At 70.0% G+C, this 25,965-nt stretch carries 22 protein-coding genes; 13 read left to right on the plus strand and 9 right to left on the minus strand.

Features of this window, described 5'->3' with window-relative positions; translation table 11 throughout:
- Window positions 1–378: 378 nt before the first annotated feature.
- Both ACWD5D_RS00415 and ACWD5D_RS00420 read left to right on the plus strand, forming a co-directional pair.
- Window positions 379–1,923: an RNA polymerase sigma factor gene (locus ACWD5D_RS00415; RefSeq protein WP_451370545.1), complete on the plus strand. Its 1,545-nt coding sequence runs from the start codon at window positions 379–381 to the stop codon at window positions 1,921–1,923.
- Window positions 1,924–2,044: 121 nt separating this feature from the next.
- A complete protein-coding gene (locus tag ACWD5D_RS00420; RefSeq protein WP_451370546.1) occupies window positions 2,045–2,905 on the plus strand; it encodes a S1 family peptidase in 861 nt (286 codons plus the stop codon).
- A gap of 100 nt (window positions 2,906–3,005) precedes the next feature.
- On the opposite strand, the gene ACWD5D_RS00425 is transcribed toward ACWD5D_RS00420, so the two are convergent.
- Window positions 3,006–3,236, minus strand: a complete 231-nt coding sequence (locus tag ACWD5D_RS00425) for a DUF7455 domain-containing protein (RefSeq protein ID WP_451370547.1) — start codon at window positions 3,234–3,236, stop codon at window positions 3,006–3,008.
- A 440-nt stretch (window positions 3,237–3,676) separates the two neighbouring features.
- On the opposite strand from ACWD5D_RS00425, the gene ACWD5D_RS00430 reads away from it, so the two are divergent.
- From ACWD5D_RS00430 to ACWD5D_RS00455, 6 genes are all read left to right on the plus strand, one after another.
- Entirely contained in the window at window positions 3,677–5,800 is a 2,124-nt protein-coding gene (locus ACWD5D_RS00430) for a DNA gyrase/topoisomerase IV subunit B (protein WP_451370548.1), read from the plus strand.
- Between the two features lie 476 nt (window positions 5,801–6,276).
- Entirely contained in the window at window positions 6,277–6,798 is a 522-nt protein-coding gene (locus ACWD5D_RS00435) for a DUF1453 domain-containing protein (RefSeq protein ID WP_451370549.1), read from the plus strand.
- Window positions 6,795–7,946, plus strand: a complete 1,152-nt coding sequence (locus ACWD5D_RS00440) for a sensor histidine kinase (RefSeq protein ID WP_451370550.1) — start codon at window positions 6,795–6,797, stop codon at window positions 7,944–7,946. The genes ACWD5D_RS00435 and ACWD5D_RS00440 overlap by 4 nt, the downstream gene beginning before the upstream one ends.
- Window positions 7,943–8,629, plus strand: coding sequence for a response regulator transcription factor (locus ACWD5D_RS00445; protein WP_451370551.1), 687 nt, complete (start codon window positions 7,943–7,945; stop codon window positions 8,627–8,629). Before ACWD5D_RS00440 ends, ACWD5D_RS00445 begins: the two co-directional genes overlap by 4 nt.
- A gap of 69 nt (window positions 8,630–8,698) precedes the next feature.
- The gene (locus ACWD5D_RS00450; protein WP_451370552.1) at window positions 8,699–9,247 is read left to right on the plus strand and encodes a DUF485 domain-containing protein; all 549 of its coding nucleotides are present in this window, start codon (window positions 8,699–8,701) and stop codon (window positions 9,245–9,247) included.
- Complete coding sequence (locus ACWD5D_RS00455; protein ID WP_451370553.1) at window positions 9,244–10,836, plus strand: solute symporter family protein; 1,593 nt, start codon at window positions 9,244–9,246, stop codon at window positions 10,834–10,836. The genes ACWD5D_RS00450 and ACWD5D_RS00455 overlap by 4 nt, the downstream gene beginning before the upstream one ends.
- Before the next feature lie 46 nt (window positions 10,837–10,882).
- On the opposite strand, the gene ACWD5D_RS00460 is transcribed toward ACWD5D_RS00455, so the two are convergent.
- A complete protein-coding gene (locus ACWD5D_RS00460; protein WP_451370554.1) occupies window positions 10,883–11,575 on the minus strand; it encodes a response regulator in 693 nt (230 codons plus the stop codon).
- Window positions 11,576–11,733: 158 nt separating this feature from the next.
- Between ACWD5D_RS00460 and ACWD5D_RS00465 the strand changes: the two genes are divergently transcribed.
- The 3 genes from ACWD5D_RS00465 (at window position 11,734) to ACWD5D_RS00475 (ending at window position 14,539) form a co-directional block, all read left to right on the plus strand.
- Window positions 11,734–12,549: an ABC transporter ATP-binding protein gene (locus tag ACWD5D_RS00465; RefSeq protein ID WP_451370555.1), complete on the plus strand. Its 816-nt coding sequence runs from the start codon at window positions 11,734–11,736 to the stop codon at window positions 12,547–12,549.
- The gene (locus ACWD5D_RS00470; protein WP_451370556.1) at window positions 12,539–13,402 is read left to right on the plus strand and encodes an ABC transporter permease; all 864 of its coding nucleotides are present in this window, start codon (window positions 12,539–12,541) and stop codon (window positions 13,400–13,402) included. The genes ACWD5D_RS00465 and ACWD5D_RS00470 overlap by 11 nt, the downstream gene beginning before the upstream one ends.
- Before the next feature lie 75 nt (window positions 13,403–13,477).
- On the plus strand, window positions 13,478–14,539 hold the full coding sequence (locus tag ACWD5D_RS00475) for an ABC transporter substrate-binding protein (RefSeq protein WP_451370557.1): 1,062 nt from the start codon (window positions 13,478–13,480) through the stop codon (window positions 14,537–14,539).
- Between the two features lie 18 nt (window positions 14,540–14,557).
- Here the strand turns inward: ACWD5D_RS00475 and ACWD5D_RS00480 are convergent, their stop codons facing one another.
- The 4 genes from ACWD5D_RS00480 to ACWD5D_RS00495 form a co-directional block, all read right to left on the minus strand.
- On the minus strand, window positions 14,558–15,238 hold the full coding sequence (locus tag ACWD5D_RS00480; protein ID WP_451370558.1) for a response regulator: 681 nt from the start codon (window positions 15,236–15,238) through the stop codon (window positions 14,558–14,560).
- Entirely contained in the window at window positions 15,235–16,968 is a 1,734-nt protein-coding gene (locus ACWD5D_RS00485) for an ATP-binding protein (protein WP_451370559.1), read from the minus strand. Before ACWD5D_RS00485 ends, ACWD5D_RS00480 begins: the two co-directional genes overlap by 4 nt.
- A gap of 183 nt (window positions 16,969–17,151) precedes the next feature.
- Window positions 17,152–18,093 (minus strand): sucrase ferredoxin, encoded by a 942-nt coding sequence (locus ACWD5D_RS00490; RefSeq protein WP_451370560.1) that lies wholly within the window; start codon window positions 18,091–18,093, stop codon window positions 17,152–17,154.
- Between the two features lie 54 nt (window positions 18,094–18,147).
- The gene (locus ACWD5D_RS00495) at window positions 18,148–19,404 is read right to left on the minus strand and encodes a citrate synthase (protein WP_451370561.1); all 1,257 of its coding nucleotides are present in this window, start codon (window positions 19,402–19,404) and stop codon (window positions 18,148–18,150) included.
- A 114-nt stretch (window positions 19,405–19,518) separates the two neighbouring features.
- Between ACWD5D_RS00495 and ACWD5D_RS00500 the strand changes: the two genes are divergently transcribed.
- Window positions 19,519–20,682 carry a citrate synthase/methylcitrate synthase gene (locus ACWD5D_RS00500; RefSeq protein WP_451370562.1) on the plus strand — a complete coding sequence of 388 codons (1,164 nt, stop codon included), beginning with the start codon at window positions 19,519–19,521 and terminating at the stop codon, window positions 20,680–20,682.
- A 171-nt stretch (window positions 20,683–20,853) separates the two neighbouring features.
- On the opposite strand, the gene ACWD5D_RS00505 is transcribed toward ACWD5D_RS00500, so the two are convergent.
- A complete protein-coding gene (locus ACWD5D_RS00505; protein WP_451370563.1) occupies window positions 20,854–21,090 on the minus strand; it encodes a hypothetical protein in 237 nt (78 codons plus the stop codon).
- Between the two features lie 152 nt (window positions 21,091–21,242).
- Window positions 21,243–21,788, minus strand: coding sequence for a DUF6082 family protein (locus ACWD5D_RS00510; RefSeq protein WP_451370564.1), 546 nt, complete (start codon window positions 21,786–21,788; stop codon window positions 21,243–21,245).
- Between the two features lie 402 nt (window positions 21,789–22,190).
- Here ACWD5D_RS00510 and ACWD5D_RS00515 point away from each other — a divergent pair, with 402 nt between their 5' ends.
- Window positions 22,191–23,285 (plus strand): CobW family GTP-binding protein, encoded by a 1,095-nt coding sequence (locus ACWD5D_RS00515; RefSeq protein WP_451370565.1) that lies wholly within the window; start codon window positions 22,191–22,193, stop codon window positions 23,283–23,285.
- Here the strand turns inward: ACWD5D_RS00515 and ACWD5D_RS00520 are convergent.
- Complete coding sequence (locus ACWD5D_RS00520; RefSeq protein ID WP_451370566.1) at window positions 23,282–25,741, minus strand: DNA gyrase/topoisomerase IV subunit A; 2,460 nt, start codon at window positions 25,739–25,741, stop codon at window positions 23,282–23,284. The two genes, ACWD5D_RS00515 and ACWD5D_RS00520, sit on opposite strands and share 4 nt — an antisense overlap.
- Window positions 25,742–25,965 lie beyond the last annotated feature (224 nt).

Raw genomic sequence — 25,965 nt, forward strand, 5'->3', positions numbered from 1 at the left:
GTCCCGGCCGTCGCCGGACCTCGCCGGATTTCGCCAAGTCCGGCGGGGCCCGGCGGCGCGGCGGGTCGTCCGGGTGTGCGGGGTGGTCCCTGCGGGATGGTCTCGACCGGTATGAAGAATTCTCTTTCGTTCATGTCTGACCGCTTTTGACCGCTTACGGGGTGTGACTCGGGCCACGCAGATTGGGCGTAACGCTCACGGAAACAACGCGATGACCTAAGAGGCGACAGTCGCGGAGGGAATACGGACGCCATACAAGGCGCTGTGTATCTTCCCGGCCCCCGCCCGCGCCGTCGGCCCATCCCCAGGCCGGTGGTCGGCTCCGGTCCACTATGGACGGGGCCGGAAGCCGTTTTCCAACGTTCCGAGAGGTTGTTCGTGTCGGCCAGCACATCCCGTACGCTCCCGCCGGAGATCGCCGAGTCCGTCTCTGTCATGGCGCTCATTGAGCGGGGAAAGGCTGAGGGGCAGATCGCCGGCGACGATGTGCGTCGGGCCTTCGAAGCTGACCAGATTCCGGCCACTCAGTGGAAGAACGTACTGCGCAGCCTCAACCAGATCCTTGAGGAAGAGGGTGTGACGCTGATGGTCAGTGCCGCAGAGCCCAAGCGCACCCGAAAGAGCGTCGCAGCGAAGAGCCCGGCGAAGCGCACCGCCACCAAGACGGTCGCGGCCAAGACGGTGACCACCCGGAAGGCCACCGCCGCCACGGCGTCCGCCCCGGCCGCGCCCACCGCTCCGGTCGCCGACGATGCCGTCGAGGAAGCCGCACCCGCCAAGAAGGCCGCAGCCAAGAAGGCGACCGCCAAGAAGGCGGCGGCGAAGAAGACCGTCGCCAAGAAGACGGCCGCGAAGAAGACCACGGCCAAGAAGGACGACGGCGAGCTGCTCGAGGAAGAAGTCCTCGAGGACACCAAGGTCGCCGACGAGCCCGAGGGCACCGAGAGCGCCGGCTTCGTCCTGTCGGACGATGACGAGGACGACGCCCCCGCCCAGCAGGTCGCCGCGGCGGGCGCCACGGCCGACCCGGTCAAGGACTACCTCAAGCAGATCGGCAAGGTCCCCCTGCTCAACGCCGAGCAGGAGGTCGAGCTGGCCAAGCGCATCGAGGCGGGTCTGTTCGCCGAGGACAAGCTGGCCAACGCCGACAAGCTGGCGCCGAAGCTGAAGCGCGAGCTGGAGATCATCGCCGAGGACGGCCGCCGCGCCAAGAACCACCTCCTGGAGGCCAACCTCCGCCTGGTGGTCTCCCTGGCCAAGCGCTACACCGGCCGCGGCATGCTCTTCCTGGACCTCATCCAGGAGGGCAACCTCGGTCTGATCCGCGCGGTCGAGAAGTTCGACTACACCAAGGGCTACAAGTTCTCCACGTACGCCACCTGGTGGATCCGTCAGGCGATCACCCGCGCCATGGCCGACCAGGCCCGCACCATCCGTATCCCGGTGCACATGGTCGAGGTCATCAACAAGCTCGCGCGCGTGCAGCGCCAGATGCTCCAGGACCTGGGCCGCGAGCCCACCCCGGAGGAGCTGGCCAAGGAGCTCGACATGACCCCTGAGAAGGTCATCGAGGTCCAGAAGTACGGCCGCGAGCCCATCTCGCTGCACACCCCGCTGGGTGAGGACGGCGACAGCGAGTTCGGTGACCTCATCGAGGACTCCGAGGCCGTCGTCCCCGCCGACGCCGTCAGCTTCACGCTCCTGCAGGAGCAGTTGCACTCCGTCCTGGATACCCTGTCCGAGCGCGAGGCGGGCGTCGTCTCCATGCGCTTCGGCCTCACCGACGGTCAGCCGAAGACCCTCGACGAGATCGGCAAGGTGTACGGCGTGACGCGTGAGCGCATCCGCCAGATCGAGTCCAAGACCATGTCGAAGCTGCGCCACCCCTCGCGTTCCCAGGTGCTGCGCGACTACCTCGACTAGATCGCATTCGGACCACGGCGAAGGCCCGGTTCCCTCCGTGGGAGCCGGGCCTTCGTGCTGCGTACTTGCGTGCGGTGGATGACTCTGGGTGTTCCAGCACCACCCTGAGTGAGGAGTTCGCATGCGCCGTTCCGTTGTCCGGACGTTGATCCGGCCGCTGGCTCTGGCGGCCGCCATGAGCGCCATACCTTTGATCGGCGCGGCCCCGCCGGCCGCCGGCAGTGTCGTGGTCGGGGGCTTCCCGATGGACGTTTCACAGGCCCCGTGGACGGTGGCGCTGTCCAGCCGTGACCGGTTCGGAGGTACGCGGGCCGGGCAGTTCTGTGGCGGGGTGGCGGTCGCGCCGACCACCGTGCTCACCGCGGCCCACTGCCTGGGCGAGGACGTCCTCGGAGGACCTCCGAACCAGCTGGGTGACCTCAAGGTCATCGCCGGGCGCACCGACCTGTTGTCCAGCGGCGGCGAGGAGGTCGCCGTACAGGATGCCCGGGTCAATCCGGGCTACGACGCGGCCACCAACTCCGGCGACTTCGCCGTGCTCACGCTCGCCCGGCCGCTGCCGAAGAGCGCTGTCGTGCCGATGGCCGCTGCCGGCGACCCGGGGTACACGCCGGGTACGCAGGCCCTCGTCTCAGGATGGGGTGACACGGGTGGGGACGGGTCCTACACCCGTCGCCTGCACGGGGCACACGTGCACGTGCTCGCGGACGATCTCTGCGCCCAGGCCTATCCGGGAACCGCGGACGAGGTCTACCGTGCCGACTCCATGCTCTGCGGCGGAGAGGCCGCAGGAGGCCCGGACGCCTGCCAGGGTGACAGTGGCGGCCCTCTGGTGGCCGGCGGGCGGCTGATCGGGCTCGTGTCATGGGGAAACGGCTGCGGGCGGCCCGGAAGCCCCGGTGTCTACACACGCGTGTCCGACGTCGTACGCCTGCTGGGAATGGACGCCGGGAACCCGAAGGTGGCTCAGAGGGCCTCCTGAGGGCGTTCGCGGGGGGATGAGCGCGGGCGGCCGCTCCTGGAAAGGAGCGGCCGCCCGTTCACCGGCCTGTGCCGGGGCTGGCTCGTCGTGGACGCGAGATTCAGCGCTCTTCCTCGGAAGCGGTACCAGGAACGGCCGTCAGTCGCTCTGTCTCGTCCTGTATCTCAGCGGCGATCTTCTTGAGTTCCGGCTCGAACTTGCGACCGTGGTGGGCGCAGAAGAGCAGTTCTCCGCCGCTGAGCAGGACGACGCGCAGGTATGCCTGGGCGCCGCAGCGGTCGCAGCGATCGGCGGCCGTCAACGGGCTCGCGGGGGTCAGAACAGTAGTCACGTCGCCTCTTCTCTAGCTCGACGAGCTGTCGTACCAGGGTCAACATCCAACCAGCCCGAAAACGTTCCCGCTCGTGGCTTTTCCTCGAAAAAATCTTTCCGGGGCGGCTGCTGCTGCCGGTTGGCGGCGAATGTGCCGTAGTGCGCTTCTTGTGTGCTTACGGTTTCGCGCTGTCTTCAGTCTCGGTCCTCCCGGCGGGGTTGCCGGTTGTTCATGAGGACGTGCCCGGAGCCTAATTGGTTCATGCCTCCAACGGAACGTGATGTGTACTTCACTCCATCGAGGGATCGAACACTCATACGAGTGTGGACTAGTCTGAGTTTCCCGACGAGGGTGGCGTTACACCGGCTCTACCAGGCCTCGGTACCCTCTGAGCGGCGACCGAAGCCGGCCCCGTACGCCAAAGGGGCCCACCAGAAATTCAGCGAGGAGCGAACCGCGTGACCGCCGACACGTCCGTGCCGTCCACAGCGCTGCTGGCAGGAGCAGACCGGGACAGCTCCAACTACACCGCGCGGCACCTGCTCGTCCTCGAGGGGCTCGAGGCCGTGCGCAAGCGCCCGGGCATGTACATCGGCTCGACCGACAGCCGCGGCCTGATGCACTGCCTCTGGGAGATCATCGACAACTCCGTGGACGAGGCCCTCGGTGGCTACTGCGACCACATCGAGGTGATCCTCCACGACGACAACTCCGTCGAGGTCCGGGACAACGGCCGCGGCATCCCCGTGGACGTGGAGCCCAAGACCGGCCTGTCCGGCGTCGAGGTCGTCATGACCAAGCTGCACGCCGGCGGCAAGTTCGGAGGCGGCTCCTACGCCGCCTCCGGCGGTCTGCACGGCGTGGGCGCCTCCGTGGTCAACGCCCTCTCCGCGCGCCTCGACGTCGAGGTGGACCGTGGTGGCCAGACTCATGCCATCAGCTTCCGGCGTGGTGTCCCGGGTGTCTTCGCGGGAACCGGCCCGGACGCCAAGTTCGAGGCCAAGAACGGCCTCGCCAAGGCCAAGAGGATCCCCAAGACCCGCACCGGCACGCGCGTGCGGTACTGGGCCGACCGGCAGATCTTCCTCAAGGACGCCAAGCTCACCCTGGACACCCTGCACCAGCGCGCCCGCCAGACCGCGTTCCTGGTGCCCGGCCTGACCATCGTCGTCCGCGACGAGGTCGGCCTCGGCGAGGGTGGCAGCAAGGGTGAGGAGTCCTTCCGCTTCGACGGCGGCATCAGCGAGTTCTGCGAGTACCTGGCGAACGACAAGCCGGTGTGCGACGTGCTCCGCTTCTCGGGGAAGGGCACCTTCAAGGAGACCGTCCCGGTCCTGGACGAGCACGGCCAGATGACGCCCACCGACGTCACACGCGAGCTGGGCGTGGACATCGCGTTGCGCTGGGGGACCGGTTACGACACGACCCTGAAGTCGTTCGTGAACATCATCGCCACGCCCAAGGGCGGTACCCACGTCACCGGCTTCGAGCAGGCCATCACCCAGACGATGAACGACGTGCTGCGCGCCAAGAAGATGCTGCGCGTGGCCGAGGACAACATCGTCAAGGACGACGCCCTGGAGGGCCTCACGGCCGTCGTCACGGTGCGCCTGGCCGAGCCGCAGTTCGAGGGCCAGACCAAGGAGGTCCTCGGCACCTCGGCGGCCCGCCGCATCGTGAACAACGTGGTCACCTCGGAGCTGAAGGCGTTCCTGACCACCGCCAAGCGGGACGCCGCGGCCCAGGCCAGGGTCGTCATGGAGAAGGTGGTCGCCGCCGCACGCACGCGCGTGGCCGCCCGCCAGCACAAGGACGCCCAGCGGCGGAAGACCGCCCTGGAGTCCTCGTCCCTGCCGGCCAAGCTCGCCGACTGCCGCAGCGACGACGTCGACCGCAGCGAGCTGTTCATCGTCGAGGGCGACTCCGCGCTCGGTACGGCGAAGCTGGCGCGGAACTCCGAGTTCCAGGCGCTGCTGCCGATCCGGGGCAAGATCCTCAACGTGCAGCGGTCGTCCGTGACCGACATGCTCAAGAACGTCGAGTGCGGCGCGATCATCCAGGTCATAGGAGCGGGCTCGGGCCGCACCTTCGACATCGACCAGGCCCGCTACGGCAAGATCATCATGATGACCGACGCCGATGTGGACGGCTCCCACATCCGCTGCCTGCTGCTGACGCTGTTCCAGCGCTACATGCGCCCCATGGTCGAGGCGGGCCGGGTCTTCGCCGCTGTGCCGCCGCTGCACCGCATCGAGCTGATCCAGCCGAAAAAGGGCCAGGACAAGTACGTCTACACGTACTCGGACCGTGAGCTGCGTGACAAGCTCATGGAGTTCAAGAGCAAGGGCATCCGGTTCAAGGACTCCATCCAGCGCTACAAGGGTCTGGGCGAGATGGACGCCGACCAGTTGGCCGAGACCACGATGGACCCGCGCCATCGCACCCTGCGCCGGATCAACCTCGCCGACCTCGAAGCCGCCGAACAGGTCTTCGACCTGCTGATGGGCAACGACGTGGCCCCGCGCAAGGAGTTCATCTCCAGTTCGGCCGCGACCTTGGACCGTTCGCGCATCGACGCGTAACCGCTGCACTGGGCTTCGGCCGACCGGGGTGTCTGTTCAGGACCGCGGTCGGCCGAAGCCGTAGCAGGAGGTTGTCACCGGCCGTTGCGGTCGCAGCGGGGCATCGTCGGCCCGACGCCTGTGCTTCCGGTACGCAGTGGCCGCGGTGTGGGGCGGTATATCCCGCGCACGCTCGTCACTCCGGCCCGGCTCTGCGGTGCCGTCTCTCTCCGGGCCGGCTCCATACTGCGGGCCTCTCTCCGGCCCGGCCCGGCTCGGGCTCGGCCCCGGCTCGGCCCGGCTCGGCTCGCTGAGGACCGCCGCATCCCTGCCTTTCCCGCCGTAGCTGTCTCCACCCCCGGGTGGAGGTCGGCGGCTCGCAGGGTTCCACCCCTGATCCACCCCCGCTCCGATCCCCCGACCAGCGAGTTTCCGTAATTTCGAGGGTGTCGGCAGCGCTCGCTCCCGACACCACCTTCTCCCTCACGGAGGCTTGGATGTCCGGGCTCCTCAACGCGTTGGCGATCGTGGCCGTGGTGGCCATTGTGATCGCGCGGCAGTTCCGTGCCCGCGCGATCGACACAGACCGGCGCTGGTGGTTGCTGCCCGCGATCCTCGCAGTCATGGCGGTGCGCGGGGGCGGCATACTCGACGCCCACCACCGCACCGAATCCGCCGCGCTGCTCGCCGTGGAAATGCTCATAGGCCTGGCGACGGGGGCCGGCTGGGCCTGGACCAGCCGGGTATGGAGGGAGCCGGACGGTGTCGTGTGGTCCACGAGCACCATGGCGAGCCTGGCTGTCTGGGGTGTCGGTATTGCCCTGCGCGTCGGTGTCTTCGCCCTCGGCCGTACGCTCGGCGTCCACCAGGACACTTCCGCCCTGATGCTCGGCCTGGCCGCCACCCTGCTGGTCCGCGCGGGCATCGTGACCTGGCGGGCCCGGTCCCTGGGCTCCGTGAGCGACTCCGCTCCGGCGTACGGTGACGAGGTGCGGTCGGCCCGGAAGGAGCACGTGTGACGGAGAACGCCTGGACCCGCTGGCCGTCACGCGAGGCGTTGGGTCGCGCCGGAACCTCCAGGCCCCGACGCCTGATCGCCTGGGGCATCCGGTTGCTGGTGATCGGGTTGCTCCTGTGGGGGGCCTTCCACCAGGCACATGTCGGCGTCGTCGGCGCGCTCGTGGGGGCCGCCGGAGTCGCGCTGGCCGCCGTCGTCTCCTGGGCCTTCTTCCGCACCACCTACGAGCACCGCCTGGTGTCCTCCCTGGCGCTTCTGAGCGTGCTCCTGGGCCTGGCGATCATCGCCCAGGCCACGGGGTTCCGGGAACCGGCCCTGGTGATCTGGTGCGGCTGCGGGATCTCCGCCCTGGAACGGCTGCCCCTCGCGGCGGCCCTGCCCGTGACCTCGGTGGCACTGGCCTCGTACTCGGCGTTCAACAACGACGTGTGGCTGACCACGGCCGCCACCGCGGGGGGCATGGCCCTGGCCGGGTACGTGCTGCGACTGGACGCGGAGGCCCGGGGACAGTCGCAGCGGCTGCTCGCGCAGGAGAGGGCCGCGCGGGCCGCCGAGGCGGAGTCCGCGGCGCTGGCCGAACGGGCGAGGATCGCGCGGGAGATCCACGACGTGCTGGCGCACAGCCTTTCGGCGCAGTTGGTGCATCTGGAGGCGGCCCGGCTGCTGATAGAGCGCGGCGCCGACCAGGAGCAGATCCTGGAGCGCGTGGTGGCCGCCCGCGGGATGGCCCGCGACGGACTCGCCGAGACCCGGCAGGCCCTGTCGGCACTGCGTGGCGACCTCAGCCCGCTGGAGGACTTCCTGACGGAACTCGTCCGTGCGACCGACGGCGCCGAGGTCAGCGTCACGGGTGAGCGCAGGACTCTCTCGGCCGAGGCGTCCCAGGCCGTACGGCGGGTGGCGCAGGAGGCGGTGACGAACGTCCACAAGCATGCCCAGGGCGCCAAGGTGCGGGTGCGACTCGACTACACCGAGCGAGAAGTGACCCTGAACGTCCGGGATTCGGGAGGCCTGCCGAGCGAGATCTCGGGATCCGGCGGTGGGTACGGTCTGATGGGTATGCGGGAGCGCGCCGAGCTGCTGGGTGGCTCGCTGGACGCGGGTCCGGACGAGGAGGGGTTCGTGGTGACGCTGAAGGTGCCCGTATGACGGAGGCGGAGGAAGCGAGGAAACCCGCGCGGGTGGTGGTCGCCGACGACCAGACCGTCGTACGGGAAGGCATCGTGATGCTTCTCGGACTGTTGCCCGGGGTGGAGGTCGTCGGCTCGGCGAGGGACGGCGAGGAGGCTGTGCGGCTGGTCGGGGAACTCGCGCCGGACGTGGTGCTGATGGACCTGCGGATGCCACGGTGCGACGGTGTGGAGGCCACGCGGCGGATCCGGGCGCGGTATCCGGGCACCCAGGTCGTGGTGCTGACGACGTTCGCGGACGACGACTCGCTGTTCCCGGCGCTGCGCGCGGGGGCGCGGGGCTACCTCACCAAGGACGCGGGCGGCGACGAGATCGTGCGCGCCGTCGAGAGTGTCCTGTCGGGGGAGGCCGGGCTCTCGCCGAGCGTCCAACGGCGTTTGCTGGAGAGGCTGTCGGAACCCGAGGCCGCGCCGGTGGCGCCGCCCGAGGCGCCGGACGGGCTGACCGCGCGGGAGACGGAGGTGCTGGTGCTGATCGCCGAGGGCCTGACCAACCAGGAGATCGCCCGCAAGCTGCACGTCTCCACCGCGACGGTGAAGACGCACATCAACAACCTCTTCGCCAAGACGGGCCTCAAGGACCGGTCGCAGGCGGTCCGTTACGCGTACGGGAAGGGGCTGGTGCGGCCGCCGGGGAAGTGAATCACCTGATGGGGTGAAGAGCTCAGGGAAGAAGAGTCAGAGATCTACCCGATCTGTCCATCCTTGGGCATGCAGTCAAGTAACGGTCGTCCCCGCGGAACCGGGGGCGGTTCCGAGAGTTCGGCCGAGAACCAGGACGACCACGGTGCGGCCTCACGAGACGTGCGGTACGAGGACCCTTGGTACGACGCGTTGGCCTCGGGCCGGGGCGAGTTGGACGGCACGGGCATGCCGGCGCCCACCGTGCCGGTTGCCCGCGAGGAGCGGGACGGGGTGGATGTTCGCGCCCGCGACGTGTACGCAGAGGTGCAGCGGAGCGAGGCGTTTCGGGAAGTGCGCAGCCGGTACCGGAGATTCGTGGTGCCGGGGGTCGTCACCTTCCTGCTCTGGTACGTGGGGTATGTGGTCACCGCGACGGCTGCGCCCGGTTTCATGGCCCGGTCCGTCATCGGGGCGGTGAATGTGGGGATGCTCGCGGGGCTCGGGCAGTTCCTCAGCACGTTCCTGCTCACCTGGGCCTATGCGCGGCATGCGCGACTGCGTCGGGACCGGGACGCGCTGGAGCTGCGCTGGGACACCCAGGAACTGACCCGTGGGGTCAAGGGAGGCGCCTCGTGACGGGCGAGCATCAGATGCTGGCACTGGTGCTGTTCAGCGGGTTCGTGGCCGTCACGCTGGGGATCACCACATGGGTGAGCCGTAGGCGGCACGGGTCGGCGGAGGAGTTCTACGCCGGCGGGCGGCTGTTCTCCCCGATGGAGAATGGTTTTGCCATCGCAGGTGACTACATGTCGGCCGCCTCCTTCCTCGGGGTCACGGGGCTCATCGCGCTGTTCGGCTACGACGGACTGCTGTACGTGGTGGGGTTCCTCGTGGCCTGGCTGGTCGTGCTGTTCCTGGTGGCGGAACTGGTGCGCAACTGCGGGCGGTTCACGCTGGCCGACGTGGTGGCCGCGCGGATGAGTGAGCGGCCGGTGCGGATCGCGGCGGGAACCTCCTCGGTCACCGTGTCCGTTCTCTATTTGGTGGCGCAAATGGTGGGCGCGGGCAGCCTGGTGGCGCTGCTGCTGGGGCGCACGAGCGGGGCGGCCCAGTCGTGGGCGGTCATCGGGGTCGGCGCGCTCATGGTGATCTACGTGTCGCTGGGAGGGATGCGGGCCACCACCTGGATCCAGATCGTGAAGGCGGTGCTGCTGCTCGGCGGGACGATCGTGCTGACGGCGCTCGTCCTGGTGCGGTTCCACGGGGACGTCGACCGCCTGCTGCTCACGGCCGCGGAGCGCAGCGGGCACGGGGTCGCGTTCCTGGCGCCGGGGCTGAAGTACGGCGGGGACTGGACCGCACGCCTGGACTTCATCAGTCTCGGTCTCGCGCTGGTGCTGGGCACGGCGGGTCTGCCGCACATCCTGTCCCGCTTCTACACCGTGCCGACCGCGCGGGCCGCCCGGCGTTCCACGGTGTGGTCGATCGGGCTGATCGGTGGCTTCTACCTGATGACGATCGTGCTCGGCTTCGGGGCGGCGGCGATCGTGGGGCCGGAAGCCATGCGCAGGTCCAACGCGGCCGGGAACACGGCGGTTCCCCTGCTCGCGCTCGACCTGGGCGGCGGCGCATCGTCCACGGGGGGAACGGTTCTGTTCGCGGTCGTCGCCGCCGTCGCCTTCGCGACGATCCTCGCCGTGGTCGCCGGTATCACGCTCGCCTCCTCGGTGTCCGTGGCCCACGACCTGTACGCGTCGCTCAGGCGGCCGCACGCCAAGGCGCGCAGCGAGGTGGCGGTGGCGCGGATCGCCGCGGTCGGTATCGGCGTCGTCGCGATCGCGCTCGGGTTGCTGGCCCGTGACCTCAACGTCGCCTTCCTGGTGGGTCTCGCCTTCGCCGTGGCCGCGTCCGCGAACCTGCCGGTGCTGCTGTACTCGCTCTTCTGGCGCGGCTTCACGACACGCGGCGCGGTGTGGTCCGTCTACGGAGGGCTGATTCCCGCGCTGGCGCTGGTGTTGTTGTCGCCCGTGGTGTCCGGCAGCCCGGGAGCGCTGTTCCCAAACGTCGACTTCCAGTACTTCCCCTTGCAGAACCCCGGCATCGTCTCCATCCCGCTCGGCTTCCTCGTCGGCTGGCTGGGCACGGTCACCTCCGACGAGGTCGCCGACGAGGCCAGGTACGCGGAGACCGAGGTGCGGTCGCTGACGGGCGCCGGGGCCGTATGACCATCGGTGCCGACGCCGTCGTACGACGCCACAGCCTGGATTTCCGCTACGGCGCCACCCAGGCGTACCGGTGCTCGGGGCGGCCGGTGTCGCCGTACTTGAGGGAGAGACGCAGGCGGCCTGCCTGTTCCAGATGGCGGAGGTAGCGCTGGGCCGTGGAGCGGCTCAGGCCCGTCCGGGCGGCCACCTCGTGGGCGGACAGAGGCTCGTCCGCGCCGTGCAGGACACCGCAGATGAGGTCCGTCGTGGGTTCTGAGTGGCCGCTCGGCAGGCCCGGCGCGGACGATGCGGGAGCCGTGCGCAGGGCGCCGAAGATCCGGTCGACCTGTTCCTGGCCCGTCAGCCCCCGGCCGCCCACCCGGTCGACGGTGCGGCGCAGGGCGGCGTACGAGTCCAGGCGGCTGCGCAGGGCGGCGAAGGTGAACGGTTTGACCAGGTAGTGGAGGGCACCCAGCCGCATCGCCTTCTGGACGGTCGTCACGTCGCTGGCCGCGGTGATCATGATGACGTCCGTGCCGTGGCCCTGTTCCCGCATGCGGTGGACGAGTTCGAGGCCGGTCTGGTCCGGCAGGTAGTGGTCCAGCAGGACCAGGTCGACGGCGCCGCGCTCGACAGCGGCCAGAGCCTGGGCAGCGCTGTGCGCGCGGGCGGCCACCCGGAAGCCGGGAACCTTCCCCACGTACTTCGCGTTTATCTCTGCGACGCGGAAGTCGTCGTCCACCACCAGGACGTCAATCATCAGGCCTCTCCTTCAAGGCCGGCGAGCGTTAAGCCCGTGTTACGTGCTCCGCAGTTGTAGCGCGAGCAAAACGAGCACAACAGGTGCTAGCGAGCAAAAGAACGGCTTGTGCTCACAAGACTGCTGCTGTGGCGGGGGCCACACCTACCGTCCCGGCCATGAGCACAGACACCAGCCCCGCCATCGAGCTACGGGGCGCGAGCAAAACCTTCAGGACCCCGTCGGGGGGTCTGCACACGGCCGTGCGCGGGTTGGACCTCACCGTGCGGCGTGGTGAGTTCGTGGCCGTCGTCGGGCCGACGGGCTGCGGAAAGTCCACCACGCTGACCCTCGTCAGCGGCCTGGAGGAGCCCTCGGAGGGCGAGGTGCTGGTGGCCGGGGAGCCGGTCGACGGCGTCGGCGACAAGGTCGGTTTCGTCTTCCAGCAGGACGCCACCTTCCCCTGGCGGACGGTGCTGTCCAACGTCATGGCGGGCCCTCGCTTCCGGGGCGTGCCCAAGGCGGAGGCCAAGCAGAAGGCCCGCGAGTGGCTGGCCCGCGTCGGCCTCGCCGCCTTCGAGGACCGCTATCCGCACCAGCTCTCCGGCGGTCAGCGCAAGCGTGTCGCCCTCGCCGCCACCTTCGTCAACGACCCCGAGATCCTGCTCATGGACGAGCCGTTCTCCGCGCTCGACGTGCAGACCCGGGCCCTGATGTCGGACGAGCTGCTGGAGCTGTGGGCCGGGACCGGCGCCTCGGTCGTCTTCGTCACCCACGACCTGGAGGAGTCCATCGCGCTGGCCGACAAGGTCGTCGTCATGACCGCCGGGCCCGCGACCGTGAAGCAGGTCTTCGACATCGACCTGCCCCGGCCGCGCAAGGTCGAGTCGGTGCGCCTGGAACCGCGGTTCATCGAGATCTACCGCGAGATCTGGGAGTCCCTCGGCGAAGAGGTCCGCATCACCCGCGAGAGGGGTGCCGCCAATGTCGCCTGACGTCATCAGCACGCCGGTGGTGGACACGGTGAAGACGACGGGCCGCGCGGAGTCGCGCGCCCAGGCCGCCCGCAGACGCAAGGCGCTCGTCGTCGCCGCGCGGGTGCTGCTCCTGGTGGCCGTGCTCGGCCTGTGGGAGGCGCTGTCCCGGGCCGAGGTCATCGACCCGTTCAACTTCTCGATGCCCTCGAAGATCTGGGACCAGATCTACACCTGGGTGACGCACGGCACCGCGCTCGGCTCCCTGGGCGAGCAGATCTGGGCCACGCTGTACGAGGCGCTGGTCGGCTGGGTCCTCGGTGTGATCGCGGGTGTCGTGTTCGGTATCGCGCTCGGGCGGATCGCCTTCCTCGCCGATGTCCTCGGTCCATACATCAAGGTGCTCAACTCGATCCCCAGGATCGTCCTCGCCCCGATCTTCGTGATCTGGTTCGGCCTCGGACCGGCCTCCAAGGTCGCGTCGGCCGTGGTGCTCGTCTTCTTCCCGGTGTTCTTCAACGCCTTCCAGGGCGCCCGCGAGGTGGACCGCAACCTGGTCTCGAACGCCCGCATCCTGGGTGCCAGCGACCGGCGGGTGACGCTTCAGGTCGTCATCCCCTCGGCCACCTCGTGGATCTTCACCAGCCTCCACGTCAGCTTCGGCTTCGCCCTCATCGGCGCCATCGTCGGCGAGTACATCGGCGCCACCAAGGGCATCGGCCTGCTCGTCGCGCAGTCCCAGGGCACCTTCAACGCGGCCGGCGTGTACGCCGCCATGGTCATCCTCGCGGCCGTCGCACTCGTCGCCGAGGGCCTGCTGACCTTCGCCGAGCGCCGCATCTTCCGGTGGAAGGCGAGCGGCTCGGACAGCTGACCGAGCCCCGCAGACACCCCCCACACACTCTGTTCCCATCCCCGCACCGCCCTCTCACAAGGACGTGAAACCGCCATGCGCAAGACCGCCAGATACGCGTCGCTGGCCGCCGCCGGCCTGCTCGCCCTCACCTCCCTCACCGCCTGCGCGAACGACGCGGCCAGCACCGCCTCCAGCGGCTCCGGCAGCAAGGGCGACGGCAAGGGCGAGAAGGTCAAGATCATGGTCGGTGGCCTGGACAAGGTCATCTACCTGCCCGCGATGCTCACCCAGCGGCTGGGCTACTTCGACTCCGAGGGCCTCGACGTGGAGCTGCTGAGCGAGCCGGCCGGCGTCCAGGCCGAGACCGCGCTCGTCTCCGGCCAGGTCCAGGGAGCCGTCGGCTTCTACGACCACACCCTCGACCTCCAGACGAAGGGCAAGTCCGTGGAGTCCGTGGTGCAGTTCTCGCACGCTCCCGGCGAAGTCGAGATCGTCTCCAACAAGGCGGCGGGCGACGTCAAGTCGCCCAAGGACTTCAAGGGCAAGAAGCTCGGCGTCACCGGCCTCGGCTCCTCGACCGACTTCCTCACCAAGTACCTCGCGGTCAAGAACGGCGTGCAGGTGAACGAGTTCACGCCGGTCGCGGTGGGAGCCGGTCCGACGTTCATCGCGGCGCTCGAGAAGGGCGCCATCGACGCGGGCATGACGACCGACCCGACCGTCGCGACGATCCTGTCGAAGAAGGCGGGCAAGGTGCTCGTCGACATGCGTACCCCCGAGGGTTCGCAGCAGGCGCTGGGCGGGCCGTACCCGTCGTCCAGTCTGTACATGCAGACGGACTGGGTGAACGGGCACAAGGACACCGTCCAGAAGTTGGCCAACGCGTTCGTCAAGACGCTCCAGTGGATGTCCACCCACAGCGCCACCGAGATCGCGGACAAGATGCCCGCGGACTACTCCCAGGGTGACAAGACGCTCTACGCCGACGCGATCAAGAGCACGCTGCCGATGTTCACCAAGGACGGCGTGATGCCCGCCGACGGTCCGCAGACCGTCGAGTCGGTCCTCAAAGCGTTCAACCCGAACATCAAGAACGCCAAGGTGGACCTCAGCAAGACGTACACGACCGAGTTCGTCGAGAAGGCCGGCAAGTAGCCGCTCGCCGAAGCCCGCTCAGGCGCGGGTCGCCCACACGTAACGGTGTTCCGGGCGGCCCGCGTCGCCGTATTTAAGGGTCAGCAGGGCCCGCCCGGTGCGCTCCAGGAGCTTGAGATAGCGCTGGGCGGTCTGCCGGCTCACCCCGGTCCGCTCGGCGATCTCCTGGGCGGACAGGGGGCCTTCTGCGCTCAGCAGGGCCTGGCGCACCAGTTCGGCGGTCGTGGGGGAGTGCCCCTTGGGCAGCTTGGGCTCCGACGGTGCGTACAGGGCGCCGAAGATGCGGTCCACCTCGGCCTGCTCGGCCTCGCCGCCGCCGTCCAGCGTGCGGCGCAGGGTGGCGTACGCCTCCAGTTTGGCCCGCAGCCCGGCGAAGGCGAACGGCTTGACCAGGTACTGCAGGGCGCCGTGCCGCATGGCCGCCTGCACGGTCGACACGTCCCGCGCGGCCGTCACCATGATCACGTCGCACTGGTGGCCGCGCCTGCGCATCTCCTGGACGACCGAGAGTCCCGTGTCGTCGGGCAGGTAGTGGTCCATCAGGACCAGGTCGAGCCGGGGCAGCGTCTCCAACTGGTGCATCGCCTCGGCCGCGCTGTGCGCCTCGCCGGCGACATGGAAACCGGGCACCTTCTCGACGTAGGCGGCGTTCACCCGGGCAACCCGGGTGTCGTCGTCCACGACCAGGACCTCGATCATCGCGCCTCCTCCTCGGCAGGGGCCGGACCGTCCGCGGCGGCGGCACCGGGCGGCCCGGAACGGGGGTCGGGTACGGCCGCTCCGGATTCCGCGCAGCCGGTGAGCGCGGGCGCCAGTTCCGGTTCGGTCAGTGCCTCGGGCAGGACCACGGTGAACTCCGCGCCCCCGCCGTCCCCCGCGCCCACCGTCGCGCTCCCGCCCTGCCGCTCGGCGAAGCGGCGCACCAGAGAGAGCCCTATGCCGCGTTTGCCGTGCGCGGGCGGTTTCTTCGTGGACCACCCCTCGGTGAAGACCAACTCCCGTTGGTCCTCGGGGACACCTGGCCCGGTGTCGTGCACGCGAAGGACGACGGTACGTCCCTCGGCCCGCAACTCGACCTCCACGCGCGCGTGGAGCGTGCCCGCGACGGCGTCGAGCGCGTTGTCCACCAGGTTGCCCACGACCGTGACGAGGCCCCGGGGGTCGATCAGCCGGTCCGGGAGCAGAGTGCCTTCCGACACCCACAGGGCCACCCCGCGCTCCGCCGCGACAGTGGCCTTGCCGACCAGCAGCGCCGCGAGCAGCGGATCCTGGATCTTCTCCGTGACCTGCTCGGCGGTGGCCCGGTGATCGCCGACCACCTCGCCGACGAACTCCACCGCGTCGTCGTACATCTCCAGTTCGAGCAGGCCGAGCAGGGTGTGCATGCGGTTGGCGTGCTCGTGGTCCTGCGCGCGCAGGGCGTCGATCAGACCGCGCGTGGAGTCGAGTTCGCGGCCCAGCTGCTCCAGCTCGGTACGGTCGCGCAGGGTGGCCACGGCGCCGTCGTCGTCGGTGGGCATACGGTTGGCCACCAGAACGCGCTGTCCACGCACGGTGAGCAGGTCCGTGCCGGTCACCCGACCGGCCAGGACGTCCGCCGTGCGCCCCGCGCCGAGCGCCTCGTCCAGGGACAGCCCGACGGCCTCGTCGCCGATGCCCAGCAGCCGTCGCGCCTCGTCGTTGAGCAGGCGTATCCGGCCGCTCCGGTCCAGGGCCACCACGCCCTCCCGGATGCCGTGCAGCATCGCCTCGCGCTCCGCGAGCAGCGCCGATATGTCGGAGAAGGCAAGGTCACGGGTCTGCCGCTGGACCCTGCGGGAGATCAGCCAGGCGGCCAGTGCGCCCACCGCGAGGGCGCCGCCGGCGTACGCGAACAGCCCCGGGATCGCGCTGATCAGCCGGGCGCGCACGCTGTCGTAGGCGATGCCGACCGACACCGCACCGACCAGCCGGTGGTCGGCGTCGTACAACGGCACCTTCCCGCGCGCGGAGCGGCCCAGAGTGCCGTTGTCGATCTCCATGACGTCCTTGCCGGCCAGGGCGTCGCTGGGGTCCGTGGAGACGCGGTGGCCGATCTGGCCCGGGGTCGGGTGGGACCAGCGCACCCAGTGCGTGTCCAGCACCACTATGTACTCGGCACGGGTGGCGTGCCGGATCCGCTCCGCCTCCTTCTGCACCGGGCCGTCCTCGGTCGGCGGGGTGTGCAGGACACCCTCGGCGATCTGCGGGTCCTGCGCCGTGGTCTGCGCGATGGCCAGCGCGCGGCGCATCGCCTCCTGGTCCAGCTGCTTGCTCAGCGGCGCGAGGAACAGCCCGGTCGCGAGCACCGCGACTCCCGCAGCGATCGCCACCTGCATCAGCAGCACCTGCGAGAAGACCCGTCGTGGCAGACCGAGGCGCAGGCGGCGGGCGGGGGGAGTGGGGCTCATACCCACGACGGTACGTGGCGGGACCGGCGCGTCCCCACGGGGTGTGGCGTGGATCTCTTGACCAGTTCTTGACGGAAGCGGCGGCCTCGCGGAATCGGGTCTTCGGCGGAAGCGGCGGCTCCGGGGATGCGGTTCCTCAACAGATGCGGCTCTCCCGAGCAATCCGTCCTCAGCGGTGCGGAATCAGCTCGCGAGCGCCGTCGTCCGCAGCTCGCGCACCGCCACGACGTCCATCCGCGCGGGCGTGCCGAGCACCGCCGCGCCGCAGCTCTCCTGGCGGGGCGGCAGACCGGCGGCCTGGGCCACGGTCACGCACCAGCCGCGGCCGTCCGCGTGGGCGACGGTGACCTCCCAGCGCGGGGCCGCGCCCTCGGACCGTACGACACTCAGCGCGTCTGCCGCGTACTCGCCGGCCACGGCGCGCACGGCCAGCTCGGCGGCCTGGCCGGGCCGTTCCCAGGCGCTGCGCCCGCGGCACTCCTCGACCACCACGCGCCCCTCCTGCGCGCCGTGCAGCGCCTCCTTGACGATGCGCGCCTCGGCACGACCGTACGCGTAGCCGTACGGCAGGACGAGCACCGTCGGCGCGAAGCGATGTCCGCCCAGATGAGTGACCTCCCAGACGCCCTGGACGCCGGACACGGCCAGTTCGGCGGCGAGAGGGCGGCCGAGGAGGGCGCAGCAGCGGTCACGCTTGCCGTTGGTGCACACGAGCGCGAGCGGGTCGCCGGTGTCCGGACGTCCGCCGAGCGCGGAGCCGAACGAACGGTGGTCACCGGCGCCGAGCGCCGCGAAGTCCAGGCCGAGCAGAAGGCTCGGGTCGCGGGTGGTGGCGCTGTGCAGCCAGACCTTTCCGGGGACGGTGTGGGCCGCGTACACCTGCCGGATCGGGGGCGGGCCGGGGTCTGCGTGGCGGCCGGGACGCCGGATGAGTGCGATGCGTACGCCCGTCCCTTCGGCGGCGGCTTCCAGGGCGCGGCCCAGCGTGGGGTCGAGATGGCTCGAAGTGAGCGCCTTTGCACCCCATGGGCCAGGCTGCTCCAGCAGCAGCCACGTCGTCGCCGTGGCCGCCGTGCCGGAAACGGGCTCGTCGAGGCTCCTGGAAACGGTCGCGCACCTACTCACAGAGGTGAGCCTAACCTGACTCTGCGCAAGGCGACTTCCGGCCGTGACCGTGTCCTACTCCGGCATGGGCTGCGGGGGCCTCGGACCGACGTAGTGACCTACGGGACGCATGCGCAGCGGGCGCTCGCCGTACTCCTCCAGCGCGTGGGCGATCCAGCCCGCGGTCCGGGCCACGGCGAAGATCGTCTCGCCGGCCGTGGCGGGCATGCCCGAGGACGCGGTGAACACGGCCAGGGCAAGGTCCACGTTGGCGTGCAGCGAGGTGTGGCGGGCGGCCGTGGCGACGACGTCGCGCGCCGCGAGCAGCGCGGGCTCCGCGCGCGGGACCTGCTCCAGGAGCGCGAACAGCACCCGCGCGCGCGGGTCCTCGCCGGGGTAGAGCCGGTGGCCGAGTCCGGGGACACGGCGGCCGGCGCGGAGTTCGTCGGCGATCACGGGGGCCGCGGTGCCCTGGTCGAGAACCTCGAGCAGCAGCCGGTGGGCCAGGCCGCTGGCGGCGCCGTGCAGGGGGCCCTCCAGGACGCCGAGTCCGGCCGAGATGGCCGCGTACGCGTGCGCGCGGGCCGAGGCGGCGACCCGGACGGCGAGCGTGGAGGCGGCCAGGTCGTGGTCGGCGAGCAGGGCGAGGGCCGTGTCCAGAACCCGCAGGGAGGCCTTGTCGGGCGCGCGGCCGGTGAGCCTGGCCCACAGGCGCTCGGCCAGCGGGCCGCCGTCCTTGTGGTCGTACCGGGCCGGCGGCAGCGCGGCGACGAGCGTGGGGATCAGGACGCGCCCCGTGCCGAGCACGGCCTCCTCGGACAGGTCGAAGCGCAGAGGGTCCTCGGCCGCGGCGGCGATCGCGGCCACGCGCAGCCGGTCGGTGGGGGAGGTGTGCTCGGGCAGGGCGTTCACGGCGCGGCGGGCGACCTCGACGGTGGCCTCGGGCGCGGTGAAGACGGCGCCGGGAGCCGGGAGGCCCGTCCACAGCCACTCCGCGACCTCCTCGTAGGAGTGACGGGTGGCCAGTTCCGTGGCGTCGACGCCACGGAAGTAGTAGCGGTCCTTCTCGATGAGCGTGATGCGGGTCCGTACGGACAGGTCCGCACCGGATCCCGAAGTCCCCGCGGCCTCACGTCTGTTGCGCCGGGCGAGGGCCTCCACCTCCTTCGTGTCGAAGGTGCTGGCACGGCCGCCGGGCTCGCGTCTGCTGCTGAGCAGGCCGCGGCTCACGTAGGCGTAGACGGTCTCGGGCTTCACGCCGAGCAGTTCGGCGGTCTCCTTGGTCGTCAGCCTTCGCCCGGGGCGGCCGGGAGCGGGTTCGTGATCGCGCATGGAGGTCACGGTAGTCGCCTCTCCATACATTGATATCTGATCGGTTGATTCAATCAATGTTGACACGAAATGAGTCAAGCATGGACAGTCGGATCAAGTCCAGGGAGGAACATCATGTCCATCAACAGGACCGCAACCCTCGTCGACGTGCCCCGTGGTCTCGCGGGCGTCGTCGTCACCGACACCCGGATCGGGGACGTCAGGGGACTCGAGGGCTTCTACCACTACCGCCAGTACTCGGCCGTCGAACTCGCGCGGACCCGCACCTTCGAGGACGTCTGGCACCTGCTCGTCCACGGGACGCTCCCGGACGCGGAGCGCCGCGCCGCCTTCGCCGCCGAGAGCGCGGCGCTGCGCCGGCTGCCCGAGGAGGTCCGGGCGGCCCTGCCCGCCGTCTCCGCGGCGAGCCGCGTCTCCGGCCCGCTGGCCGGGCTGCGTACGGCGTTGTCGCTGTTCGGCGGGGCCCAGGGGTTCCAACCGGTCTACGACGTCGACGAGGACCGGCGCCGTGCGGACACCGTTGCCGCCTGTGCCGCCGTGCCCACGCTGCTCACCGCCCTGTACCGGCTCGGGCGGGGACTGGAGCCCGTGGAGCCGTGCGAGGACCTGCCGTACGCGGCCAACTACCTGTACATGCTCACGGGTGAGGAACCGGATCCCCGGAAGGCGCGTGCGGTCGAGCAATACCTGATCTCAACCATTGATCACGGATTCAATGCATCAACCTTCACCGCGCGGGTCATCGCGTCCACAGGCGCCGATGTCGCGGCCTGCCTCGTGGGGGCCGTGGGCGCGCTCTCCGGGCCGCTGCACGGAGGGGCCCCGAGCCGCGCCCTGGACACGCTGGACGCGATCGGCACGCCGGAGCGGATCGACCCCTGGATCCGGGAGAGGGTCCTCGCGGGCGACCGGATCATGGGCTTCGGACACGCCATCTACCGCACCGAGGACCCCCGTTCGCGGATGCTGCGCGAGATCGCCCTCGGCTTCGGCGGCCCGCGCGTCGACTTCGCCGTCGAGGTCGAGCGGCGCGTCGAGGCGATGCTCGCCGAACTCAAGCCCGGCCGTGAACTGCACACCAACGTCGAGTTCTACGCCGGAGTGGTCATGGAACTGTGCGGCCTGCCCCGCGAGATGTTCACCCCCACCTTCGCGTCGGGGCGCGTGGTCGGCTGGAGCGCCAACATCCTGGAACAGGCGGCCGACCCGAAGATCATCCGCCCCGTGGCACGGTATGTGGGGCCGGAGCCGCCGGTGATGGTCCCGGCGGTGGCATAAGGCATGCGCGTGGTCTGGTGCCGTTCTGGCGCCAGGCCTCATCGGTGAGTGGGCGAGCAGTGACGGGGTGCCCGGTTGCTCGTCTCTCGGCCGGCGCGACCTGCTTCATGGTCGTGCGGGGCCTGCGCGGGTGAGGGATGTCAGGGCTGGACGCCCGGGGGCACCGACATCTCAGGCATCGGGGATGTCCGCCTTGGCGCGGATCAGAGTCTCCCGGCTCACGATGACGATGCGTTCGTAGTCGGCGCGGGAGGCGTCGGCGGGCAGTTCACCGTCCAGCGCGTCGGTGGCCTCGGTGCCGATGACGGCGAAGTTGCCGTCGCTGAGCTCGAACACGTCCGGGCAGTTGGCTCCCGAGTTGCTGCCACGGGCACTCGGCGGCACACCGATTCGGCGCACGATCTTCAAGAGGTACCGGTCCTTACAAAGGTTGCGAGGAAAACAATGGCAGGAAACCTACTGCGGTTCGTATCGCGTTGGCGCCCACACGGCCGCAAAATTCCTCAGCTGTCTCCTTGGCACCCCAGAGTTGACCGATGTGGCGTAGCGGGCGGGTCCGGTCAGTCCGTCGGGGGGTTGCCCACGACCCACCACTCGTCCGTGTCGGCTTCGTCGAGGTCGTTCACGAGGCCGTCGACCATGCGTCCGACCTGTGCCTCGTCGGAGGACTGTTTCAGCGTGGCACGCTGGGCCCTTGACGCCTCCCAGTACTCCCGGAACAGCGGGCTCTGCAAGAACTCGCGCAGATGGGTGTAGAGCTCCTCGCGGTCCAGGACTTCGGCTCGGTACAGATGGAACAGGTAGGCGTACCACGCGTTGGCGTAGAGGAACTGGCGGCGCTTCTGCGCCGGGACGCTCTTGTCGTAGGTGTCGATCACCGCGGCGAGCGAGGGGTCGTCGATCGCCCTGGACAACAGTTCCCAGTGCATGCGCTGCTGATGTGCGAAAGCCTTGCGCCGGACCGCCAGCGCCTCGAGCTCCAGTTCCCTCTCCTGCAGCCGTGCTGCCTCGAGACGTCTCTGACGCGCTGCCACCGTCACGGCAGTGGCCAGGAGGATGAGCGCGGCGGGGCTCACCCTCCCCGCGAAGCGCTTCCGTGCGACCATGTCAACCCCCGAATCAGGCAGCCGTCCACCGGTCGTCGGGCGCGGGTCGACGGAGGGGACCGGTGAGCCAGGAGCGGTGCTGGGCGTGTCCTCAAGGCCGTACGAGGGCGCACAGCTCCGTTGCTTCCGGCCGATGCGCTCCGGAAGACACCCCCGGGCCGCCTCCCAGACTGCCGAGCGGCTCTGATCGGCGGGGAGGCGGAGAGGAGGCGCACAGAGGGAAGCGAGGGTCGCACACCTCGGTGCCATGTCCAACGTCTGCCCCGCAAGACGTGCTAACAATCGTTCACTCCGCCGTGTTTCTTCCCGCTCGTATCCTGGTCGGGCAGTCGATCCTCGGCCGCCGAGCCGATCCTTCGCCTCGGCCGCCCGGTCCGTCCGTCATGGGAAAGGTGCCGCCCGTTGGGCAACAACCGCAGTCCGCAGCAGATCCCCGTCGTCGTGCTCGCCGGCTTTCTTGGCTCCGGCAAGACCACGCTCCTCAACCATCTGCTGCACCGCAGCGGAGGAAGCCGGATCGGGGCGATCGTCAACGACTTCGGTGCCATCGAGATCGACGCCCTGGCCGTCGCGGGCGCGCTCGGCGACTCGACCGTCTCGCTCGGCAACGGCTGCCTGTGCTGCGCCGTGGACGCGAGTGAACTCGACGTCTACCTCGACCGGCTCGCCGCGCCGGCCGCCCGTATCGACGTCATCGTCATCGAGGCCAGCGGCCTCGCCGAGCCGCAGGAACTCGTGCGGATGCTGCTCGCGAGCGAGCATCCGGGCATCGTCTACGGCGGCCTCGTCGAGGTGGTCGACGCCGCCGAGTTCGACGACACGCGCGCGCGGCACCCCGAGATCGACCGGCACCTCGCCCTCGCCGACCTCGTCGTGGTCAACAAACTCGACCGGGCACCGGACGCCGACCGCGTCCTCGGCCTGGTCCGCTCGCTCACCGACCGTGCCGCCGTCGTCCCCGCCACCTACGGCCGCATCGAGCCCGAGTTCCTCTTCGACTGCAAACCCAGCGAGGAGCGGATCGGGCAGCTGTCCTTCGACGACCTGCACGCGCGCGGCGACGAGGACCACGATCACGACGGCGACCATGGGCATGCCGGTCATCTGCACGCGGGGTACGACAGCCTGTCCTTCGCCTCCGACACGCCCATGGACCCGCGCGAGCTGATGCGCTTCCTGGACAGCCGCCCCGAGGGGCTGTACCGGATCAAGGGGTACGTCGACTTCGGGCCGCACGACACCGCCAACCGGTACGCGGTGCACGCCGTCGGCCGCTTCCTGCGCTTCTACCCGGAGCCCTGGCCGCTCGCCGAGGCCCGCCGTACCCAACTCGTCCTCATCGGCGCCGGCATCGACCCCGACGCGCTCGGCAAGGAACTGGAGGCGTGCACGAACGACGCCCCACGCGCCGACGAGCACGGCATGTGGGGCGTCCTGCGCTACGTACAGGCCCCGGACGACCCGGACGACCTGGTCCTCGAAGAGCCGCCCGCCTAGAAGACCGGCCCCGCGACCACCGCCACCGTCTTCGGCAGCGAGGCGCCCGAACCGTCCCGGCGCGGGTCCAGCTCCGGCAGGTCGACCGGCGTGCCGTTCTTCTGCGCCGCCCGGGCCGGGACCGGGCCCGCCCAGGCCAGCGCCAGACAGTCCTCGCCCTTCAGGAAGCGCTGGCAGCGCACACCACCGGTGGCGCGGCCCTTGCGCGGGTACTGGTCGAAGGGGGTCAGCTTGGCCGTCGTCTGCACCGAGTCGTCCAGCGTGCCGCGCGAGCCGGCCACCGTGAAGACCACCGCGTCGGCGGCCGGGTCGACCACGGTGAACGAGATGACCTTGGCGCCCTCGGTGAGCTTGATGCCGGCCATGCCGCCCGCCGGACGGCCCTGCGGGCGGACCTGCGAGGCCTGGTAGCGCAGCAGTTGCGCGTCGTCCGTGATGAACACCAGGTCCTCCTCGCCGGTGCGCAGCTCCACCGCGCCGACGATCCGGTCACCGTCCTTGAGCGTGATGACCTCCAACTCCTCCTTGTTGGACGGGTAGTCGGGCACCACGCGCTTGACGACACCCTGCTCGGTGCCGAGCGCCAGACCGGGGGAGGACTCGTCCAGCGTCATCAGGCAGACGGCCGTCTCGTCGTCCTCCAGGGACACGAACTCGGCGAGCGGCGCCCCTCCCGCGAGGGTCGGCGCGGCCGCCGTGTCGGGCAGCTGGGGAAGGTCGACGACATTGATCCGCAGCAGCCGGCCGCCCGAGGTGACCACGCCGATCTCGCCGCGCGCGGTCGCCGGGACCGCCGAGACGATCACGTCGTGCTTGGCCCGCTTGGCGTCGGCGTCCTCCGGGAACGGCTCGATGCCCGTCGTACGGGCCAGCAGGCCGGTCGAGGACAGCAGTACCCGGCAGGGGTCGTCGGCGACCTGGAGCGGCACGGTGGCCACCGGGGCGCCCGCGGACTCCAGCAGGACCGTGCGCCGGTCGGTGCCGAACTTCTTGGACACGGCGGCCAGTTCGGCCGAGACCAGCTTGCGCAGCTCCGCGTCCGACTCCAGGATCCGGGTCAGCTCCTCGATCTCCGCGGTGAGCCTGTCCTTCTCGGCCTCCAGCTCGATGCGGTCGAACTTGGTGAGCCGGCGCAGCGGCGTGTCGAGGATGTACTGGGTCTGGACCTCGCTCAGCGAGAAGCGCTCCATCAGGCGCTCCTTGGCCTGCGCGGAGTTCTCGCTGGACCGGATCAGCCGGATGACCTCGTCGATGTCGACCAGTGCGGTCAGCAGGCCCTCGACCAGGTGCAGCCGGTCCCGGCGCTTGGTGCGGCGGAACTCGCTGCGGCGCCGGACGACGTCGAAGCGGTGGTCGAGGTAGACCTCGAGCAGCTCCTTCAGGCCCAGGGTGAGCGGCTGGCCGTCGACCAGGGCCACGTTGTTGATGCCGAAGGACTCCTCCATCGGAGTCAGCTTGTACAGCTGCTCCAGGACCGCCTCGGGCACGAAGCCGTTCTTGATCTCGATGACCAGGCGCAGGCCGTGCTCGCGGTCGGTGAGGTCCTTGACGTCGGCGATGCCCTGCAGCTTCTTCGAGTTGACCAGGTCCTTGATCTTCCCGATGACCTTCTCCGGGCCGACCGTGAACGGCAGTTCGGTCACGACCAGGCCCTTGCGACGCGCGGTCACCGCCTCGACCGAGACCGACGCGCGCATCTTGAAGGTGCCGCGGCCCGTCGCGTACGCGTCCCGGATGCCGTCCAGGCCGACGATCCGGCCGCCGGTGGGCAGGTCCGGGCCCGGGACGTGCCGCATCAGCGCGTCCAGGTCCGCGTTCGGGTGCTTGATCAGGTGGCGGGCGGCCGCGACGACCTCCCGCAGGTTGTGCGGCGGCATGTTCGTCGCCATGCCGACCGCGATGCCCGAAGAGCCGTTGACCAGCAGGTTCGGGAAGGCGGCGGGCAGCGCCACCGGCTCCTGCTCCTGGCCGTCGTAGTTCGGCGTGAAGTCGACCGTGTCCTCGTCGATCGACTCGGTCATCAGGCTCGTCGCCTCGGCCATCCGGCACTCGGTGTACCGCATGGCGGCCGGAGGGTCGTCGTTTCCCAGCGAACCGAAGTTGCCGTGGCCGTCGACCAGCGGGAGCCGCATCGAGAAGGGCTGCGCCATGCGCACCAGAGCGTCGTAGATCGACGAGTCGCCGTGCGGGTGCAGCTTGCCCATGACCTCGCCGACGACACGGGCGCACTTCACGTAGGCCCGCTCCGGACGCACGCCCATCTCGTTCATCTGGTAGACGATGCGGCGGTGCACCGGCTTGAGACCGTCACGGGCGTCCGGCAGGGCGCGCGAGTAGATGACCGAGTACGCGTACTCGAGGTAGGAGCCACGCATCTCGTCCACGACGTCGATGTCGAGGATCTTCTCCTCGTACGAATCGTCGGGCGGCGGGGTCTTCGTGCTGCGGCGGGCCATCGCTGCCGGCTCCTCCTGTTTTCTGCTCGCGCTTGACGGATCTGACGCGGACCATTGTGGACCGCGGCACTGACAACCCGGGCCGCGACCCGGTCCCCGCAGACGCGACCGGCGCCGGAGGCCTTCCCCCCGGCGCCCCGGAACCGATCGACGGCACGCCTGACGCAGGCTACGCGATCCGCTGTGGGCGTATGTCCGCGGGAACTTCGCCGAGGTCCCGCACG

The organism is Streptomyces sp. NPDC002520 (assembly GCF_053595235.1).